The sequence below is a fragment of the Rheinheimera hassiensis genome, from assembly GCF_022436675.1.
GTDB classification, from domain to species: Bacteria; Pseudomonadota; Gammaproteobacteria; order Enterobacterales; family Alteromonadaceae; genus Alishewanella; species Alishewanella hassiensis.
This window is the reverse complement of record NZ_JAKUJZ010000005.1, coordinates 72,474-86,683: the sequence shown is the minus strand read 5'-3', so window position 1 is coordinate 86,683 and position 14,210 is coordinate 72,474. Positions and strand designations below refer to the sequence as shown.

14 protein-coding genes and 4 tRNA genes are annotated in these 14,210 nt (G+C 48.2%); 4 read left to right on the top strand and 14 right to left on the bottom strand.

The window, feature by feature from the left end:
* The first annotated feature begins 231 nt into the window (after positions 1–231).
* Both MJX74_RS11605 and MJX74_RS11600 read left to right on the top strand, forming a co-directional pair.
* Positions 232–630 (top strand): MbcA/ParS/Xre antitoxin family protein, encoded by a 399-nt coding sequence (locus MJX74_RS11605; RefSeq protein ID WP_240223010.1) that lies wholly within the window; start codon positions 232–234, stop codon positions 628–630.
* Positions 624–1,337, top strand: a complete 714-nt coding sequence (locus MJX74_RS11600; protein ID WP_240223009.1) for an RES family NAD+ phosphorylase — start codon at positions 624–626, stop codon at positions 1,335–1,337. The genes MJX74_RS11605 and MJX74_RS11600 overlap by 7 nt, the downstream gene beginning before the upstream one ends.
* Before the next feature lie 25 nt (positions 1,338–1,362).
* On the opposite strand, the gene ppiC is transcribed toward MJX74_RS11600, so the two are convergent.
* From ppiC to MJX74_RS11580, 4 genes are all read right to left on the bottom strand, one after another.
* Positions 1,363–1,641, bottom strand: coding sequence for a peptidylprolyl isomerase PpiC (ppiC, locus tag MJX74_RS11595; RefSeq protein WP_068229378.1), 279 nt, complete (start codon positions 1,639–1,641; stop codon positions 1,363–1,365).
* A gap of 367 nt (positions 1,642–2,008) precedes the next feature.
* On the bottom strand, positions 2,009–3,121 hold the full coding sequence (gene aguA, locus MJX74_RS11590; RefSeq protein WP_240223008.1) for an agmatine deiminase: 1,113 nt from the start codon (positions 3,119–3,121) through the stop codon (positions 2,009–2,011).
* The gene (gene aguB / locus MJX74_RS11585; RefSeq protein ID WP_240223007.1) at positions 3,122–4,018 is read right to left on the bottom strand and encodes an N-carbamoylputrescine amidase; all 897 of its coding nucleotides are present in this window, start codon (positions 4,016–4,018) and stop codon (positions 3,122–3,124) included.
* Positions 4,019–4,202: 184 nt separating this feature from the next.
* Positions 4,203–4,835: a peroxiredoxin-like family protein gene (locus MJX74_RS11580; RefSeq protein ID WP_240223006.1), complete on the bottom strand. Its 633-nt coding sequence runs from the start codon at positions 4,833–4,835 to the stop codon at positions 4,203–4,205.
* Between the two features lie 143 nt (positions 4,836–4,978).
* Here MJX74_RS11580 and MJX74_RS11575 point away from each other — a divergent pair, with 143 nt between their 5' ends.
* Complete coding sequence (locus MJX74_RS11575) at positions 4,979–6,163, top strand: FAD-dependent oxidoreductase (protein WP_240223005.1); 1,185 nt, start codon at positions 4,979–4,981, stop codon at positions 6,161–6,163.
* A 304-nt stretch (positions 6,164–6,467) separates the two neighbouring features.
* On the opposite strand, the gene MJX74_RS11570 is transcribed toward MJX74_RS11575, so the two are convergent.
* From MJX74_RS11570 to MJX74_RS11555, 4 genes are all read right to left on the bottom strand, one after another.
* Positions 6,468–6,542 (bottom strand) — tRNA-Gln (locus tag MJX74_RS11570).
* 65 nt (positions 6,543–6,607) lie between these two features.
* Positions 6,608–6,682 (bottom strand) — tRNA-Gln (locus MJX74_RS11565).
* Positions 6,683–6,712: 30 nt separating this feature from the next.
* Positions 6,713–6,797: transfer RNA gene (locus MJX74_RS11560), tRNA-Leu, on the bottom strand.
* Positions 6,798–6,816: 19 nt separating this feature from the next.
* Positions 6,817–6,893, bottom strand: a tRNA-Met gene (locus MJX74_RS11555).
* 253 nt (positions 6,894–7,146) lie between these two features.
* Here MJX74_RS11555 and MJX74_RS11550 point away from each other — a divergent pair.
* Entirely contained in the window at positions 7,147–9,144 is a 1,998-nt protein-coding gene (locus MJX74_RS11550; RefSeq protein WP_240223004.1) for an ORC-CDC6 family AAA ATPase, read from the top strand.
* A gap of 36 nt (positions 9,145–9,180) precedes the next feature.
* Here the strand turns inward: MJX74_RS11550 and ychF are convergent, their stop codons facing one another.
* From ychF to lolB, 6 genes are all read right to left on the bottom strand, one after another.
* Positions 9,181–10,272 (bottom strand): redox-regulated ATPase YchF, encoded by a 1,092-nt coding sequence (gene ychF / locus MJX74_RS11545; RefSeq protein ID WP_240223003.1) that lies wholly within the window; start codon positions 10,270–10,272, stop codon positions 9,181–9,183.
* A 43-nt stretch (positions 10,273–10,315) separates the two neighbouring features.
* Positions 10,316–10,918 carry an aminoacyl-tRNA hydrolase gene (pth, locus tag MJX74_RS11540; protein ID WP_240223002.1) on the bottom strand — a complete coding sequence of 201 codons (603 nt, stop codon included), beginning with the start codon at positions 10,916–10,918 and terminating at the stop codon, positions 10,316–10,318.
* On the bottom strand, positions 10,918–11,532 hold the full coding sequence (locus tag MJX74_RS11535; protein WP_240223001.1) for a 50S ribosomal protein L25/general stress protein Ctc: 615 nt from the start codon (positions 11,530–11,532) through the stop codon (positions 10,918–10,920). Before MJX74_RS11535 ends, pth begins: the two co-directional genes overlap by 1 nt.
* Positions 11,533–11,714: 182 nt before the next feature.
* On the bottom strand, positions 11,715–12,650 hold the full coding sequence (locus MJX74_RS11530; protein ID WP_240223325.1) for a ribose-phosphate pyrophosphokinase: 936 nt from the start codon (positions 12,648–12,650) through the stop codon (positions 11,715–11,717).
* A 79-nt stretch (positions 12,651–12,729) separates the two neighbouring features.
* A complete protein-coding gene (gene ispE / locus MJX74_RS11525) occupies positions 12,730–13,575 on the bottom strand; it encodes a 4-(cytidine 5'-diphospho)-2-C-methyl-D-erythritol kinase (RefSeq protein ID WP_240223000.1) in 846 nt (281 codons plus the stop codon).
* Positions 13,572–14,192, bottom strand: coding sequence for a lipoprotein insertase outer membrane protein LolB (gene lolB, locus MJX74_RS11520; RefSeq protein WP_240222999.1), 621 nt, complete (start codon positions 14,190–14,192; stop codon positions 13,572–13,574). The genes ispE and lolB overlap by 4 nt, the downstream gene beginning before the upstream one ends.
* Between the last annotated feature and the right edge of the window lie 18 nt (positions 14,193–14,210).

Below are 14,210 nucleotides of genomic sequence, written 5' to 3'. Positions count from 1 at the left end.
GAATAAAGAGCTAAGTACGGTTGCTTAAGTGAGAATCGGCTTGCCCTAAGTCAACCGTTGAAGGCATGGATGCCTGAATCGAGCCCCCAAGGATGGGTTCACGGCGTGTTGATGTGGGCAAACCGGTTCGTCAGTACAGCTGAATGGTGTCAATCTCGCGCATTTCTCCATGTGGACATATTTTTATTATTAGTCTATATTGATAATAATTTGGTCAGGCACGAGGTTGTTATGCAGGCAGTACAGCTCGACAGACAAAGCCAGCGGCAAGTCGCCGCAACAGGGCTTAAAGCGGTATTTGCAGTTCTGGATAAATGGCAATGCTCGCCAGAGCAGGTCCAGCGCATTTTACAGATCTCCAAAGCGGCGTATTATAAGTACCGTAACGACCCTTACTGCGCCAGCTTAACGCAGGACCAGATAGAGCGCATAAGCTACCTGCTGAATATTCATAGCAGCTTACGGCTGTTGTTTGATAACCCGCAAAACCTGTATGGTTTTATGGCGCTGCCCAACCATAACCCTTACTTTAACGGCAACAGCCCGCTGGATATTATCAGCAGCGGCCAGTTTGCTGCATTGTACGAAACCTTTAAGCATATCGATGCCTTACGTGGTGGCATGTGGTAATAAAGGTTAGCGCAGGGCCGGATAATTTATCCCAGGTTAAGCTGCAGCGCCAACAAAGCTACCGGCTGATTAATTCAAAATATCCGCCGCAGTCGGTGTTTGACGACGTAGCCGACGTCGATGAGTTTGACGCTTTATTTGCACTGCAGGCATTAACCAACCCCAGGTTACAGGCGCAGGCAGGTAACCTAAGTTTGCTGCCTCGCACTGAGATCCCGTTTGGCATTGCCGGCTGCTCTTATGCGGTAGCGCCTTTTACTCATGTAAACCCGGCAGGCAGCCGCTTTTCTGATGGCCGTTTTGGTGTGTTATATCTGGCCGATAGTGTGCAAACAGCTATTAGCGAAGTGGCTTATCATCAGTGTCGTTACTGGGCTAAAGTGCCAGGGCTTGCTTATGAGCGCTTTGTGTTTCGGGCCTTAAGTTGTCAGTTTGCTGAGGTTAGCCTGGCAGATTTAACTGCTTTGTCGCCAGAGCATGCTGTTTATGCGAAAGAGGATTACAGTGCGGCCCGTGCACTGGGTATTCATTTACGCGAGCAAGGTAGTGCCGGCGTGCAGTACTATTCTGTGCGTAACAGCGGTGCTGTGTGTTGGGGCTTATTTAGCCCGCAGTATGTCAGGCAAATTGTTCAGTGCGGCCATTATGAGATGATCTGGCAAAATGGCAGTATCAGCGCTATTAATCAGATAGTCAGTTGCGCATAGCCATCCTGCTCAGGTTTTAGCTAATTTAGCTGCGATACAACGTTTTGATCAGGTGAAAACCAAACTGGGTTTTCACCGGCCCCTGTACCTCTAAAAGCGGGCCTTTAAATACAACATCATCAAAGGCTTTTACCATCTGGCCTTTACGAAACTCACCTAAATCGCCGCCTTTTTTACCCGACGGACACAGCGAATGCTGTTTGGCCAGCTTGCCAAAATCAGCGCCTTTGGCCAGTTGCTGTTTGAGTTTTTCCGCTTCTTCACGGGTTTTTACCAGAATATGTAAGGCGCAGGCTTTGGACATTCATGAATCCTCAATAGAGTTGGCTATACGTAGATTGGAACCCCGTTTCGGTCGTCACAGAGTGTCTGAGTGAGTGTGTTAACACTCGCGAGTTGCTGTGACGAGCCGGGGCGGGTGTTGCAATCGGAGCTTGCTCGCTCAATGAACCAGCTCAGCGATACCGCAGCTACTACGTAGATCTTTGCTTCGACACGCCGTGAACCCATCCCTGGGGGCTCGTTTATGAATTTCATCCCTGAAATTCACCGTTCCGGCCAGCTAAGCTGTTCAAATTCGCTCCTTGCGAATTTGTCACGCCGTCCAGGCGTTCAACGGTCGAAGAAAAGACTACTTCGCATCTGCTATCCACGTCAGCAGAGTACTTTAATTAGCGAGGCTGTTGCTGGGTAATACAGTGAATATTGCCACCACCCAGCAAGATCTCGCGGCCTGGCACTGTTACTACTTTATGCTCCGGATACAGGCTTTGCAGAATATCTGCTGCTACCTTATCATTCGGGTCGTCAAAAGTAGGCAGTATTAAGCCGCCGTTGCACAAATAGAAGTTAATGTAAGAGCCGGCCAAACGGGCATTAGCCTCGCGTGGAATGGCGCTCATGGTGGCATCTACCGTGGCGTATTCTTCCGCTTTGGCGATAATAGGTGCCGGTACCGGCAGCTTATGCACCTTTATTTTACGGCCTTTGGCGTCGGTGGCTGCTTCTAAGTAATCCAAAGCCGCTTTGCTGCGGGCATACTGCGGATCGGTTGTATCGTCAGTCCACGCCAGTACTACTTCGCCTGGCTTAACAAAACAGGCCATATTATCAATGTGGCCATCGGTTTCGTCGTTAAAGATACCGTCTTCTAACCACAATACTTTGTCGATGCCCAAATAATCGCGCATCTGCTGTTCAATCTGCTCGCGGCTTAAATCCGGGTTACGGTTGCTGTTTAGTAAGCACTCTGCAGTAGTTAACAGGGTACCTTCGCCATCAACATGAATAGCACCGCCTTCGAGCACAAAGCCTTCAGTGCGGTAGCGCGGCAGTTGCTCTATGCCCAGCACTTTGCTGGCCACCTGATCATCTTTATCCCACGGGAAGTACAAACCACCGTTTAATCCGCCCCAGGCGTTAAAGGTCCAGTCGATACCGCGTACTTCACCCTGTGCATTGGTAACGAATGTAGGGCCTGTATCACGACACCAGGCGTCGTTGTTTGATATCTCCACAACGCGGATAGGAAACTTTGTACCAGCATCGGTTAGTTGCACCAGCGCATTCGCATATTGATTGGCTGATACACCTACCGTTACCGGCTCAAACCCGGCAATGGCTTTAATGACCGCAACAAAGGCCTGCTGTGCCGGTTTGGCACCTAAACGCCAGCTGTCGGTACGCTCGGGCCACACCATCCAGGTTTGTTTATGCGCAGCCCACTCAGCTGGCATACTAAAACCATCGGCGCGTGGTGTACTGTTCAGGATTGTAAAGGCCACTTAGTTACCACCTTGTTTAACAGGTTGTTTGGTTTCGCCATCTTTGGTCATAACAGCGCCGTAAATATCGATACGCCGATCACGGAACATACCCCAGGCTCTGCGGGTGGCGGCTACAGCGTCTAAATCAAAAGTATGCACCAGCACAGCTTCGTCGGTTTCATTAGCTTCCTGTACCTTGGCACCGGTTTCATCGGCAATAAAAGAGCTGCCGTAGAAGGTAATATGGTAATCACCTTCGGTCTCGGTACCAATCCTGTTTGAGGCAATTAACGGTGTCAGGTTAGCCGCAGCATGGCCTTGTTGCGTACGCTGCCAGTGGTCGCGTGAACTGATTGTCGGGTCGTGTGGCTCGCTGCCGATTGCCGTAGGGTAAAACAGCAACTCGGCGCCCATTAATGCCATGCTGCGCGCGCACTCCGGGAACCATTGATCCCAACAAATGCCGACACCGATTTTGGCATATTTGGTAGCAAACACTTTAAAGCCGGTATCACCCGGTGTGAAGTAGTACTTCTCGCTGTAACCCGGGCCATCCGGAATATGGCTTTTACGGTAAGTACCGAGGTTTTCGCCATCGGCATCGATAATTACCACGCTGTTGTACAGGCAGTGGCCAGCGCGCTCGTAAATGCTGATAGGCAGCACTACATTCAGCTCTTTGGCAATCTTAGTAAAATGCGCTACGGCTTTATTCTCTGCTACTGTGGTGGCAAACTCTAAATACTCTGGTTTTTGTTTCTGGCAGAAATAATTACGCTCAAACAGCTCCTGCAGCAGGATGATCTGCGCGCCTTTGGCTGCCGCATCGCGCACTAGACGCTCGCCACGGGCAATGTTTTCATCAACATTCCAGCCGCCAATCATTTGGGTGGCAGCAACGGTTACATTACGCATTAGTTATCTCCGACAGAGGGTAAAACCAACAGGCTAGCATCAGTTAAGGCGCTTGCCAAACAGGGCGCGAAAATGCCGTATTTTTAGCGTTGCGTCAACGCTTTTTAATAAAAAAACAGCAGCGGAAAATACTACTTTGTCCGCTGCTGTAAACAGGTGAGAGACGACCTGAAAAGAGAGAAGTTTATTGCAACGCCAACTCAGCCGCTTTTAACAGCAATTCACCTTCCAGCCGGGTTTTGTAGTTAATATGCACATAATTAAACAGCGCTTCGCCTTTAGTGTTAAGGATGTACACTGCCGGCACCGGGAGTACTACTTTCTCAGTGCCGGCTTCGGTAGTGATCAGGCTGCCAAGCTTACCTTTATAAGCCGCTGCAGTTTTGTCATCCAGATAATAAGCCAGACCAAAGGCACTGCTGGCGGCAAAATTGGCATCAGACAACAGCGTATAGTTCAGCTTTTGGCCGCCGGTATCGTTTAAGCTTTTGTTGATTGACGCCACGCTATCCGGCGTGATGGCAATCAGCTGATAACCCAGTTTGTTAAGCTGTGGTTCTATATCCCGCAGCGAAGACAGTTGCGCATTGCAATAAGGGCACCAGCCGCCACGGTAAAATACCAGCACAGACGGCTTTTGCTGTACAAGTTGCTGCAAGGCAACAGGGTTGTTGTCTGCACCGGTTAAAGTGACTGCCGGAATGGTTAAACCGTTCAGTAGCGGTGTTACCTGCTCTGGTGAGGGCGCAATGGCGGGAGCAGCCATAAGTTTGATGCTGAACAAAAAAAGACTCAGCGTAATAAGGTAAGTTTTCATAGTGGTTCCTTGTCAGATGGCGTTGTGTGACTAACAAAGACAGGGTTAAACCTGTTTTGCTTTCAGCGGCAGAAAAAAAACCGGTTTTCGTTTTTATTGCCGCCTGACGTACAATGCTTTATCAGTTAATAAGACTCTTATCTATGACCAACGAGAAAACAGTACAACAGTTTGATATCAGTATCGTCGGTGGTGGCATGGTGGGTGCTGCTATTGCTGTGGCACTAAGCCAGGCGGGGTTGCAGGTGGCGTTGATAGAAAAGCAGTCACCGCCAGACTTTGACAGCAACAGCACGGCTGATTTACGCGTATCGTCAATTAATCTGGCCAGCGAAGCTTGGCTGACAACGCTGGGAGCCTGGCCAGCCTTAGAGCAAATGCGGTTATGCCCGTATCAGCGCTTACAGGCGTTTGAACAGTCGCACAGCCTCGTCAGTTTTAATGCGGCAGATATTAACCGCAGCCACCTGGGCCATATAGTGGAGAACAACCTGCTGCAGCTGGCGCTGTGGCGGCAGTTTGGCGCTAATGTGCGGCTGTTTTGCCCCTCTTCAGTAACTGCACTTGAGCAAAAGGCAGATAGCGCGATATTAACGCTGGATAGTGGTGAGCTGCTTAGCAGTAAGCTGGTGGTAGCCGCTGATGGCGGTAACTCACAACTACGCCAGTTAGCCGGCATTGGCACTAATGGCTGGCAATACCAGCAGGCTTGTTTGGTCGCCCTGGTGAATACGCCTTACCCGCAGCAAGATGTGACCTGGCAGCAATTTACGCCAAGCGGGCCAAAAGCGTTTTTGCCGCTGAGCGGCCAACAAGGCTCAGTGGTATGGTATGAAGAGGCGGCTAAAGTTAAACAGCTGGCGGCACTTACCCCGGCACAGTTGACGAAAGAGTTAATCAAGGCTTTTCCGGCACAAATAGGTGCGGTAGAGGTTGTTAGCAGCAGTTGGTTCCCGTTGGCACGGCTGGATGCTAACCGCTATTACGCCGGCCGGGTAGTACTGGCAGGTGATGCTGCTCATACCATTAACCCGCTGGCGGGGCAGGGCGTTAACCTGGGTTTTGCGGATGCCAAACTGCTGACAGAGCTGATTATCGACGCCAGACGGCATAACAACGATATTGGCAGTGAGCAATTGCTACGTAACTATCAGCGTAAACGTAAGCCGGCGAATTTACTGATGATGAGCGCGATGGATGGCTTTTATCAGGTATTTGGTAACGATATAACACCAGTGCGTAAGCTACGCCAGCTAGTGCTGAATGTGGCTGCGCGCAGCACTATGTTAAAAACTTTTGTGGCGCGTTATGCGGTGGGTTCAGATTAAGGAGGTTAGAACTCTTAGCCCAGCGATACGGTTGCAACACCTACAGTGCTCGCCACAGCAACTCGTGCCGGCTGCGCCGCCACTCAGACACTCTGTGGCTGTGCGCTGCAGGGTTCCAACCTCATCTGCAAAGTAGGTTAGAACTCTTTTGGCGCAGCCACAGAGTGTTTGAGTCCTGCCGTAGGCATAAGGACGAGTTGCTGTGGCGAGCACAAAAGAAGTTGTAACCGGCAAGTTTAAGCTAAACCAACACAGCTGAAAACAGAAAGCAAAAACCCAGCCTAAGCTGGGTTTTTCTGTTTAATGGCAGGGGCGGCTGGATTCGAACCAACGCATGGCGGGATCAAAACCCGCTGCCTTACCGCTTGGCTACGCCCCTACTGAAACACGGTTATGTGATCGTCGTTTGGCAGGATTTTACGAAAACTACGTTCACTGAATTAATGGCAGGGGCGGCTGGATTCGAACCAACGCATGGCGGGATCAAAACCCGCTGCCTTACCGCTTGGCTACGCCCCTGCAAAAACTTGTGTGCAACCACTTTAAAAGTGGTGCGGAGAGAGAGACTCGAACTCTCACACCTTGCGGCGCTGGAACCTAAATCCAGTGCGTCTACCAATTCCGCCATCCCCGCATGCACAGGTAAAGTTAAGTGGTGGCTACAGCGGGAATCGAACCTGCGACCCCAGCATTATGAGTGCTGTGCTCTAACCAGCTGAGCTATGTAGCCACGCTAACTTGACCTAAGCAAGTGGCGCGTATTATCCAGAACTGCCCCTATAGCGTCAACCGTTTTTTTTTCGCAAATCACTTATACAGAACCGTTTGCTGGTTTTATGCGCATATTGGCCGAAGTTGAATCTAAAAAGCTGATTAATCTGCAATTCGGAGCGTTGTTGCTTGCACTCTGAGCGGTAGATGGGGGTTTGATTAACTAATCTAACTTTGCTAGGTTTCTAATTACTGAATATCGGGATTTTTGTATGAAGAGTATTAACTCATTGCTAATGCGGGTAGCAAAGCGGGCTGAAAAGTCAGTTCCAGAGCACTTAGTGAAGTCTTTTGTGGATGTTGGCCCTCTCTTCGCCACTCTATCTAGCAATGATAACCAAATCATATTTGGTAGACGGGGAACAGGGAAAACCCATCTTCTTTATTACCTTGATAGTAACTTAAGAGAACAAGGGATAGTTAGTGTTACTCTCGACATGAGAGTCGTCGGTTCAAGTGGCGGTTTTTATGGGGATAGAAAATTGCCACTCTCTGTCAGAGGGACGAGGTTATTATCCGATACGCTCTGTTGTATCCACGAGTCTCTTAGACAAATTGTAGTTGCCAATGACTCATTGTTAGACACTGGGGTTTTAGAATGTCTAGACGAGTTTATAGAGCAATCGACTAACATAGTTATCCAGGGAGAGACTGAATTAGGACATTCGAGAGTTAGTGACCGTGAACAACAGAAAAACGCAAGTATAGGTTACTCAGGGGGGCCATTATTCGAGTTGTCCGAAAAAAGCTACCGCAACTTGAAGCATGAAGATAGCTTATCTAGAAAAGGCAAAGAAGAAATAAGGATTCACTTTTCGACAGTAGTAAAAGTGTTGCAAAGTATTGTGAGCAAATTACATGGGAAGCAGCTTTGGATTCTCATTGACGAGTGGAGTGAATTACCTCTGGATCTTCAGCCTTATTTAGCAGATTTATTACGTCGGACGGTATTGCCAGTTAGAGGTGTAACCTTGAAGGTTGCTGCTATTCAACACAGAAGTAATTTCAGAGTTCACAATTCTGAAAACTCTTCTTATATCGGAATAGAAGTTGGAGCTGATGCTTCATCTGTCATAGATCTTGATGATTTTATGGTTTTTGATAACAACAGTGAACTGGCAAAAGGCTTTTTCAAAAACCTTTTGTATAAACATGCCCTTGCATTGGGTTTGAAGGCTGTTGATTACCCGACTGCTGATAAATTCATTAATGAAGTATTTACCCAGTATCCCGCATTTGAGGAATTTGCTAGAGCATCAGAGGGCATACCTAGAGACGCCATTAGTATAGTCGGAATTGCCGCACAGAAAGCAGTGGATAATAAGTTGTCGATAGCTTTGGTAAGAGAGTCGGCTAGAGACTCATTTTATAGAAATAAACATGAAGCTATCAAAAATATGAGTGAAATATTAAATTTATTGGATTGGATAGTTCATGAAGTAATCAAAAATAGGCAAACCAGAGGGTTTCTACTTGCTTCTGGAGTTAAAGACGAGTTAATTGACTATTTGTATGATGCAAGAATCTTACATTTGCTTAAACAGGGGATATCAGCGGCAAATGTACCTGGAAAGCGATTCAACCTTTATGCAATTGACTATGGTTGTTATGTAGATTTGATGTCAACAAAGTCAGCACCGAAAGGGCTTCTGATGGATGAGTCAGTGATGAGCTTTTGTGATGTTCCTAAAAATGATTATAGGTCCATTCGCAGCTCTGTGCTCAATCTGGATGATTTTTATAGAGTTGGAAGGCTCCCTTTGTACGAGGCTATGAGTGATATTTGTCAACCTACTTCAACTTTGAGTAGAGAAGCGAAGGCAGAGAGAGTCGTTGACTTAGATTTTATTCAAAGGGTCAAAAAAGTTATTGAGCAGGAAAAGAAATGGGAATCTGTATACGTACCTCTTATATTCGCCGCTTTGGTTATCAGACTAGCTCATGGATCCACGCATTCACGAGGAAGTGAAATAACAAGGGAAATAAATTCTCACCTTGTTGATTCAGGTATTCAAAAGAAATCAAACAACATATCTAGAGAATTGAGAGAAGATTATTTCCTTGCTCAAAAATGGTTGTTTAGAGATATACGAGATGATGTTAAATTTTTCTCACTAAGTGTTGACTGGGAAAAGTACTGGTTTGAGCTCTTTGGTTTCGATGCCCCAATAATTAAGTTTGACAACGACGTACAGATCTTAAGCAGCTGACAGTTATTTGCCAGCTGTTTAAGATTCTTAAATGCCTTAAACGTTAAAGCGAAAATGCATTACATCGCCATCTTTTACGATGTAATCTTTACCTTCTAAACGCCATTTACCTGCTTCTTTGGCACCGGCTTCGCCGTTAAACTGGACAAAGTCGTTATAGGCAACCACTTCAGCGCGGATAAAGCCTTTTTCAAAGTCGGTGTGAATAACGCCGGCTGCCTGTGGTGCCGTGGCACCTACGGCGACTGTCCATGCGCGTACTTCTTTTACCCCGGCGGTAAAATAGGTGTGCAGGTTTAGTAGCGAGTAACCGCCACGAATAACCCGGTTTAAGCCAGGCTCTTCTAAACCCATATCGGCCATAAACTCGGCTTTCTCATCTTCGTCCAGCTCAGCGATTTCCGACTCAATAGCAGCGCATACTGGCACAACGATAGCGCCTTCTTTGTCAGCAATGGCCTGTACTATGTCTAAGTAAGGGTTATTTTCGAAGCCGTCGTCCATTACGTTGGCGATATACATCGTTGGCTTAATGGTTAAGAAATTCATATAGGCAATTAAAGCCTTTTCTTCTTTATCCAGCTCTAATTGGCGCAGCGTGTGGCCTTGCTCCAGGTGCACTTTTACTTTTTCCAGCACTGCCATTTCGGCTTTGGCGTCTTTATCGCCACCTTTAGCTTTTTTGCTAACACGGAAAATAGCACGCTCGGCGCTGTCCATATCAGACAGTACCAGTTCCATATTAATGGTGTCGATATCATCTGCCGGATCAATCTTGCCCGCTACGTGAATAATATTGTCATCGTCAAAGCAGCGCACTACGTGGCCAATAGCATCGGTTTCGCGGATATTAGCCAAAAATTTATTGCCCAGGCCTTCGCCCCGCGATGCGCCTTTTACCAAACCGGCGATATCAACAAATTCCATGGTAGTAGGCAGCACGCGCTGTGGGTTAACAATTTGCGCCAGCTTATCCAGGCGCAGATCCGGTACCGGTACTACGCCGGTATTCGGTTCAATAGTACAGAACGGAAAGTTAGCCGCTTCAATGCCTGCCTTGGTTAACGCATTAAACAGGGTGGATTTGCCTACGTTAGGTAAGCCGACGATGCCACATTTGAAACCCATAATTATTATCCTTTACGTGCTGGAAATTGCTGCGCCAGCTGCTTTAGCCGGCTTTAAAACTGTGCAGGCGGTTTTGCGCTTTAATCAGGCCATCACGGGCCAGAATATCAAAGCAACGTGTTGCCTCATCAATAGTTTGCTCAATCAGGTTCTGTTCACTGGCAGGGGCTTTACCCAATACATAGCCAGTTACCTGATCTTTATGGCCCGGATGGCCAATGCCAAGCCGTAACCGGTAGAAATTCGGGTTATTGCCGAGGCGCGCCATAATATCGCGCAGGCCGTTATGGCCGGCGTGGCCGCCACCGAGCTTAAATTTTGCTACACCCGGCTCCAGCGCCATTTCATCATGCGCTACCAGAATTTGCTCAGGTGTCAGCTTGTAAAACTGTGCCATAGCCAGCACGGCTTTACCGCTTAAATTCATATAAGTAGAGGGGATCAGTAACTTGAATTCTTGCCCGGCGCAGACAAACTTGCCAGTGTAGCCGAAAAACTTCGGCTCGTTCTTTAAGCTGGTATTAAAGGCGTGGGCCAGCTGCTGAACAAACCAGACACCGGCGTTGTGCCGTGTCTGGCTGTATTCCGGGCCCGGATTACCCAGGCCCACAATCAACTGAATGGCTGATTGAGTAGTGTCAGACATTACTCAGCAGTTTCAGTTTCTTCTGCATCAGCTGATTTACCAGCTGGTTTGTTCACAGATACAACGGCTAAGTCGTGGCCGGCACCTTTAGTTAACTGAACGAAAGTAACACCTTTAGGCGCTTTCAGATCAGATAAGTGCAGGGTAGTGCCTACTTCAACGTTGCTCATGTCAACTTCGATAAACTCTGGTAAGTCTTTTGGCAGACAAGAGATTTCGATTTCGTTAGCACCGTGTACTACTACGCCGCCTTTCTTGACCGGTGCATCTTCGTTTAAGAAGTGAACAGGAACAATAGTGTGCAGCTCGTGGCCAGCTTCAACGCGTTGGAAGTCAACGTGCATGATTTTTGGCTTGTACGGGTGACGTTGCATAGCTTTAACGATAGCTTTTACGTCTTCTTTACCGACTTTGATAGTCAGAATGTGAGAGTAAAACGCTTCGAAGCTTTGAGCTTTTAACAGTTTAGAATGCTCTAAAGTGATAGAAACCGGGGCTTTGCTACCACCGTAAATGATAGCTGGTACTTTGTCTTCGTGACGCAGGCGGCGGCTCGCACCTTTCCCCGCGTCAGTACGGACTTCTGCATTTAATGTAAAAATTGCATCAGACATGGTGTACTCCAAAAATTAAGGTTTCCCAAGACTCGCGACCAGTCTCAGGCTGGATGCCCTTTTCAGGGGCGCGACATATTACCACCGGGTCGCTGAAGCTGCAAACGAAAACAGCGCGGAAATTAACAGCCTGAGCAAACAAAAAAGGCGCCGCAGCGCCTTTTAAACGTATAGCTTAGCGCTTAGTCGAACATCGAAGAGATAGATTCTTCATTGCTGATACGGCGTATACACTCGGCCAGCATTTCGCTCAACGTCAGTTGGCGTACTTTAGACACTGCTCTCATTTCAGCACTTAGCGGAATGGTGTCGGTAATAATCAGCTCATCGATGACAGAATTGGCAATATTTTCTGCCGCGCCACCGGAGAATACCGGGTGGGTAGCGTAAGCAAATACACGCTTGGCGCCTTGTTCTTTTAAGGCTTCAGCGGCTTTACATAAAGTGCCGCCGGTGTCGATCATGTCATCAACAATAATACAGTCGCGGTCTTTTACGTCACCGATAATATGCATTACCTGGGCAACGTTAGCTTTTGGCCGGCGTTTGTCGATAATGGCTAAGTCGGCGTCGTTCAGCAATTTGGCAATAGCACGAGCACGTACCACACCACCGATATCCGGTGATACCACTACCGGCGAGGTAAAGCCTTTTTTGCGCATATCGTCCAGCAGCACCGGGCTTGCGAACACGTTATCTACCGGTACATCGAAGAAACCCTGAATTTGCTCGGCGTGCAAATCTACCGTTAATACACGGTCTACACCTACGCTGGATAAGAAGTCGGCGACGACTTTGGCGGTAATCGGCACCCGGGCTGAACGTACACGGCGATCCTGACGGGCATAACCAAAGTACGGCATTACTGCAGTAATACGGCCAGCTGAGGCACGACGCAGGGCGTCGACCATTACAATCAGTTCCATCAGGTTATCGTTAGTCGGAGCGCAGGTAGATTGGATGATAAATACATCAGAACCACGCACGTTTTCATTGATTTGGACACTAACTTCCCCATCACTGAAACGGCCGACTTCTGCATCTCCAAGTTTAATATACAGACGGCTGGCGATTTTACTTGCGAGTTCTGGTATGGCGTTACCAGCGAAAACCTTCATGTCAGGCACGGTAGGATCCTCAGGGCGGTGGTGAGTCCGGTTCATCAATTAACAGCGGCAACAACACCGCTGCGGTTACTTATTCGGTATCTGCCAACGCAGCCCATACAGGCGACTGGTTGACCCCTTTGGCAATAAAACCACGCCAGGACGGCGGTAATTGCGCAAGAGCATGCTGAGCACTGGTCTGGTCCGGGAATGCGGCGAACACACTGGCGCCAGTACCCGTCATTTGACACGGCGCGTATTCTACCAACCACTGTAAGGTTATTGCAACAATAGGGTAGAGCTGTTCTACCAATGGCTGGCAGTCATTGTGCCAGGATGCTGTTAACACCTGTTCAAAGCCTATAGATGGTGTATTACGTATTAAATCAGCGTGTTGGAATATTTCTGCCGTACTGATATGACAATCTGGTGTAACCACCAGGTAAACTTTCTCAGCCATGAGCAGTGGTTGTAATTTTTCCCCTACGCCTTCAGCAAAAGCAGTATAACCGCGGACAAACAACGGAACATCGGCGCCCAGTTTCAACCCCAGCCCGGCCAGCGTATCGTTGGTTAAATTAAGTTGCCATAATTTATTTAACCCCAGCAACGTAGTGGCGGCATCAGATGAGCCACCACCTAAACCGCCGCCCATTGGCAGGCGTTTATCCAGATAAATATCGCAGCCTTGTGCACAGTTGCTGTATTGCTGCAGCAGGCGGGCAGCACGCAGTACCAGGTTTTGTTCGTTGATTAGTTCGCTGTTATTGCAATCAAGCCGGATTTCATCGTCCTGGCGCAGCGTAAATGTCAGTTCATCGCCCACGTCCAGCAATTGAAACAAGGTTTGCAGGTTATGATAGCCATCAGGCCGGCGGCTGGTAATATGCAAAAATAAATTCAGTTTTGCCACTGCTGGCAAGGTAAGGCACTTCATTGCCAGCTCCGGATAACAATTTTAATTTGACTGTCGCTGCTTTGCAGCAGCATGCGTCTGGGCAGCGCCAGACTGTCGGGGAAAAAGCCCTGGTATTCCAGCCGCCAGACGATACCGGTGCTGTCAGTTAAATTAAACGCCGTCACCCGACCAAATTCGTCGCGCTTTATGTCGCGGCCTTTACTGCCGGGTAAGCCTCGTAGCCATAGCGGCATATCATGCAACGGCATTGACCAGCCTGATAGTTGCAGTAATAAGGTACTGGTATCTACGGCGCGGTAGGTTTCACCTTTAACAGTAATAGCGCTGCCTTGTTCAGTTTCGCTCAGCTCAAACAGGCTAATGCCAAGAAAATTACTTAAACGGGCGTTATAAGTTGCGCTGTCCTGCTGCCAGTGTAAATTACCGCTAAGTGACTCGTCCGGCGTTTTAATGCCGACACTGGCCTGTATCGAAAATTGCTGCATAGCCAGTATTTGTTGTTCACGCTCGTTGGTGCTAAGCGGCGTTTCAGCCGGCGCCGGGCGCTGAAATATAGTACAGGCACTTAGCAATAGAATAACAATACTGATAAATAACGGACGAATAAACGGATGTACCACACTAAAGTCCTTCACTGAGCTTTCTTCGCTTTT

Coding starts and splice junctions, on each gene's coding strand:
- MJX74_RS11605 (WP_240223010.1), top strand. CDS start 232: ATGCAGGCAGTACAGCTCGACAGACAAAGCCAGCGGCAAGTCGCCGCA.
- ppiC (WP_068229378.1), bottom strand. CDS start 1,641: ATGTCCAAAGCCTGCGCCTTACATATTCTGGTAAAAACCCGTGAAGAA.
- aguB (WP_240223007.1), bottom strand. CDS start 4,018: ATGCGTAATGTAACCGTTGCTGCCACCCAAATGATTGGCGGCTGGAAT.
- MJX74_RS11580 (WP_240223006.1), bottom strand. CDS start 4,835: ATGAAAACTTACCTTATTACGCTGAGTCTTTTTTTGTTCAGCATCAAA.
- MJX74_RS11575 (WP_240223005.1), top strand. CDS start 4,979: ATGACCAACGAGAAAACAGTACAACAGTTTGATATCAGTATCGTCGGT.
- MJX74_RS11550 (WP_240223004.1), top strand. CDS start 7,147: ATGAAGAGTATTAACTCATTGCTAATGCGGGTAGCAAAGCGGGCTGAA.
- ychF (WP_240223003.1), bottom strand. CDS start 10,272: ATGGGTTTCAAATGTGGCATCGTCGGCTTACCTAACGTAGGCAAATCC.
- pth (WP_240223002.1), bottom strand. CDS start 10,918: ATGTCTGACACTACTCAATCAGCCATTCAGTTGATTGTGGGCCTGGGT.
- MJX74_RS11535 (WP_240223001.1), bottom strand. CDS start 11,532: ATGTCTGATGCAATTTTTACATTAAATGCAGAAGTCCGTACTGACGCG.
- MJX74_RS11530 (WP_240223325.1), bottom strand. CDS start 12,650: ATGAAGGTTTTCGCTGGTAACGCCATACCAGAACTCGCAAGTAAAATC.
- ispE (WP_240223000.1), bottom strand. CDS start 13,575: ATGAAGTGCCTTACCTTGCCAGCAGTGGCAAAACTGAATTTATTTTTG.